The organism is Streptomyces sp. NPDC006265, from assembly GCF_040613555.1.
Classification (GTDB): domain Bacteria; phylum Actinomycetota; class Actinomycetes; order Streptomycetales; family Streptomycetaceae; genus Streptomyces.
This window is the reverse complement of sequence record NZ_JBEXSH010000875.1, coordinates 1-3,765: the sequence shown is the minus strand read 5'-3', so window position 1 is coordinate 3,765 and position 3,765 is coordinate 1. Positions and strand designations below refer to the sequence as shown.

Here is a 3,765-nt window from a genome sequence, read left to right as displayed (position 1 = left end):
AGGTGACATGCCAGCAGATACCCCGCTCAGCAATCGTCTGGACGACGATGACTACCCGGCCTACACCATGGGCCGGGCCGCCGAGATGCTCGGCACCACCCCAGGCTTCCTGCGAGCCCTCGGGGAGGCCCGGCTGATCACGCCGCTGCGCTCGGAGGGCGGGCACCGCCGCTACTCGCGCTACCAGCTGAGGATCGCCGCGCGCGCCCGTGAGCTCGTCGACCGGGGGACCCCGATCGAGGCCGCCTGCCGCATCGTCATCCTCGAGGACCAACTCGAGGAAGCGCAGCGCATCAACGCCGAGTACCGTGCCGCGCACGAAGCCTCCGGCGGTTCCGCTCCCGCTTCGAGCTGATCGCGCGACGGCAGGCGGGGCCTGTCATCCGCTCCACGAGACCCCGGGTCGGCGACCTGGGGTTCGCTGTTGCCCCCGCACATGCGCAACCCGTCCCGGGTGAACCGCCCCCCGTCATCAGGTCAACCGTCCCGGACTCTTGACTCATTCAGCGTTAGTGGCGATTCTCGTCGCACACTTTGCGAGGTCATGACAAGGCGACCGCGCGACCCGCCGATCGAGGGACGTGGGCTGTGATCAGTTCCGGACGCCCGTACCGCAGACGCAAGAACGTCACCGTTGTCTCGCTGCTCCTGCTCGTGCTGTCGATCGCGCTCGGCCCCACCCCGAGTGCGGCGGCCGGGAACGACTGGTGGGACCCGACCGCACGGCCCGCGCCGGACTCCCGGATCAACGTCACGGGCGAGCCCTTCACCGGCACCGACGCCAAGGGCCAGGTGCGCGGGTTCGTCGACGCGCACGACCACATCCTCTCCAACGAGGCCTTCGGCGGACGTCTGATCTGCGGCAAGGCGTTCTCCGAACAGGGCGTGGCCGACGCGCTCAAGGACTGCCCGGAGCACTACCCCGACGGCTCGCTCGCGATCTTCGACTTCATCACCAACGGCGGTGACGGCAAGCACGACCCGAACGGCTGGCCCACCTTCAAGGACTGGCCGAGGCACGACTCGCTGACCCACCAGCAGAACTACTACGCCTGGATCGAGCGGGCCTGGCGCGGCGGACAGCGGGTGCTGGTCAACGACCTCGTCACCAACGGCGTGATCTGCTCGGTGTACTTCTTCAAGGACCGCTCCTGCGACGAGATGACGTCCATCCGGCTGCAGGCCAAGCTGACGTACGACATGCAGGCCTACGTCGACAAGATGTACGGCGGGCCCGGCAAGGGCTGGTTCCGGGTCGTCACCGACAGCGCGCAGGCCCGCCAGGTCATCGAGCAGGGCAAGCTGGCGGTGGTCATGGGGGTCGAGACCTCCGAGCCGTTCGGCTGCAAGCAGGTCCTGGACATCGCGCAGTGCGGCAGGGCGGACATCGACAAGGGCCTGGACGAGCTGCACGCGCTGGGCGTGCGCAGCATGTTCCTGTGCCACAAGTTCGACAACGCCCTGTGCGGGGTGCGCTTCGACTCGGGCTCGCTCGGAACGGCCATCAACGTCGGTCAGTTCCTGTCGACCGGCACCTACTGGAAGACCGAGACGTGCAAGGGCCCGCAGCACGACAACCCGATCGGCAACGCGGCGGCGCCCGCGGCCGAGAAGAAGCTCCCGGCGGGCGAGGAGGTCCCCTCGTACAGCGCCGACGCCCAGTGCAACGTGCGGGGGCTCACCGATCTCGGCGAGTACGCCGTGCGCGGCATGATGAAGCGCGGCATGATGCTGGAGATCGACCACATGAGCGTCAAGGCAACCGGCCGGGTGCTCGACATCTTCGAGGCCGAGTCCTACCCCGGTGTGCTCTCCTCGCACAGCTGGATGGACATGGACTGGACCGAGCGGGTCTACGGACTCGGCGGCTTCATCGCCCAGTACATGCACGGCTCCGAGGGCTTCGTCGCGGAGGCGAAGCGTACCGAGGCCCTGCGCGACAAGTACGGCGTGGGCTACGGCTACGGAACCGACATGAACGGCGTCGGCGGCTGGCCGGGACCGCGCGGGGCGGACGCGCCGAACAAGGTCACCTACCCGTTCAGGAGCGTCGACGGGGGTTCGGTCATCGACCGGCAGACCACCGGCGAGCGCACCTGGGACCTGAACACCGACGGCGCGGCCCACTACGGTCTCGTCCCGGACTGGATCGAGGACATCCGCCGGGTCGGCGGCCAGGACACGGTCGACGACCTGTTCCGGGGCGCCGAGTCCTACCTCGACACCTGGAGGGCCTCCGAGAACCACAAGGCCGGCGCCAACCTCGCGGCGGGAGCGGCCACGTCGGCCAGCTCCTCGGAGTGGAGCCTGTTCACGAGCTACCAGCCGCACCGGGCCGTCGACGGGGACCGCCGCACCCGCTGGGCCAGCGACTGGAGTGACGACCAGTGGTACCAGGTCGACCTCGGCTCGGCGCGGACCGTCGGGCGGGTCACCCTCGACTGGGAGCGCGCGTACGCGAAGTCGTACCGGATCGAGCTGTCCGCCGACGGCGTGAACTGGCGGACCGCCTGGTCCACGACCGCCGGTGACGGCGGCCTGGACACCGCGCGGTTCGCCGGAACACCGGCCAGGTACGTCCGCGTCCACGGGCTGGAGCGCGGCACCGGCTGGGGCTACTCCCTCCACGAGGTCGGCGTCCACAGCGGCTGACCGGCCACGAGAGGGGCTCCATGGCACGGTTGCCGTCCGCCGAGCGGCGGCGACAGCTCACCGAAGCGGCGATCAGGGCGATGGCCCGGGACGGCGTCCCCAGGACGACGACCCGGTCCATCGCCGCCGAGGCGGGCGTCTCGCTGAGCGTCTTCCACTACTGCTTCGACTCCAAGCAGCAGCTGATCGAGTCCGTGATCACCACCATCACCGGCCACTACGTGACGGTGGTGAAGGAGGCCATCCGGCCCAGAGCCACCCTCGAGGAGACCGTGCGGGCGGGATTCCAGGCGTACTGGGACCACGTCCGCGCCCACCCCGACGAGCACATGCTCACCTACGAACTCACGCAGTACGCCCTGCGCCAGCCCGGTTTCGAGCATCTGGCGCGCCGTCAGTACGAGCTGTACGCCGAGGCGTACACCGAGCTCATCGACCAGCTGCGGGAGGCCATGGGGCTGCGCCTGCGGGTGCCCGTCCCCGTCCTCGCCCGCTACCTGGCCGCCATGACCGACGGCCTGACGCTCAACTACCTCGTGCTCGGCGACGACACGGCCCAGGCGGGCCTCCTCGACATGGTCACCGCGCACGTCGCCGGACTGGTGCACGAGAACTGACGGGAGGCTCTCCCGAATCGGTTGTCATGGGAACGGCCCTGAGGGGCATTCGAACAAAACAAGTCGAAAGTGAGGAGAGTGCGGCCCGTTCGGTCCGTGCCATCGACAACTGGGAGTTTTCCATGGCGAGTTACGGCGGTTCCTCTGCCGCGTCCTCCGGTTCGCGCACCAACGGCCTGGCGATCGCGAGCCTGTGCTGCGGCATCATCGGCCTGTTCCTCCTGAACATCGTCCTCGGCCCGCTGGCCATCATCTTCGGTGCTGTCGCCCGCCGCCAGGCGTCGGTCAAGAACGGTGCCGGAATGGCGAAGGCCGGCATCATCCTCGGCATCGTCGACGTGGTCCTGTGGCTCGTGCTCCTGGCCATGGCCAGCAGCAACGGCGGCTTCAGCTGGTACGTCGGCGGCTAGTCCCATCCTCCGCACATGACCGGTTCGGGTGATCTGATGATGTGACCGGTACCTGGACGGGTGTGACTCGTTGAGTGGACGTGCCG

4 protein-coding genes are annotated in these 3,765 nt (G+C 68.7%); all 4 read left to right on the top strand.

Annotation, left to right across the window (positions count from 1 at the left end; all coding sequences use genetic code 11):
• Nucleotides 1–7 precede the first annotated feature (7 nt).
• Nucleotides 8–355: a helix-turn-helix domain-containing protein gene (locus ABZ281_RS41910; RefSeq protein WP_356663202.1), complete on the top strand. Its 348-nt coding sequence runs from the start codon at nucleotides 8–10 to the stop codon at nucleotides 353–355.
• Nucleotides 356–588: 233 nt separating this feature from the next.
• Nucleotides 589–2,652: a discoidin domain-containing protein gene (locus ABZ281_RS41905; RefSeq protein WP_356663200.1), complete on the top strand. Its 2,064-nt coding sequence runs from the start codon at nucleotides 589–591 to the stop codon at nucleotides 2,650–2,652.
• Nucleotides 2,653–2,672: 20 nt separating this feature from the next.
• Nucleotides 2,673–3,269: a TetR/AcrR family transcriptional regulator gene (locus ABZ281_RS41900; protein WP_356663198.1), complete on the top strand. Its 597-nt coding sequence runs from the start codon at nucleotides 2,673–2,675 to the stop codon at nucleotides 3,267–3,269.
• 122 nt (nucleotides 3,270–3,391) lie between these two features.
• Nucleotides 3,392–3,679, top strand: coding sequence for a DUF4190 domain-containing protein (locus tag ABZ281_RS41895; RefSeq protein ID WP_356663196.1), 288 nt, complete (start codon nucleotides 3,392–3,394; stop codon nucleotides 3,677–3,679).
• Nucleotides 3,680–3,765 lie beyond the last annotated feature (86 nt).

Coding starts and splice junctions, on each gene's coding strand:
- ABZ281_RS41900 (WP_356663198.1), top strand. CDS start 2,673: ATGGCACGGTTGCCGTCCGCCGAGCGGCGGCGACAGCTCACCGAAGCG.
- ABZ281_RS41895 (WP_356663196.1), top strand. CDS start 3,392: ATGGCGAGTTACGGCGGTTCCTCTGCCGCGTCCTCCGGTTCGCGCACC.
- ABZ281_RS41910 (WP_356663202.1), top strand. CDS start 8: ATGCCAGCAGATACCCCGCTCAGCAATCGTCTGGACGACGATGACTAC.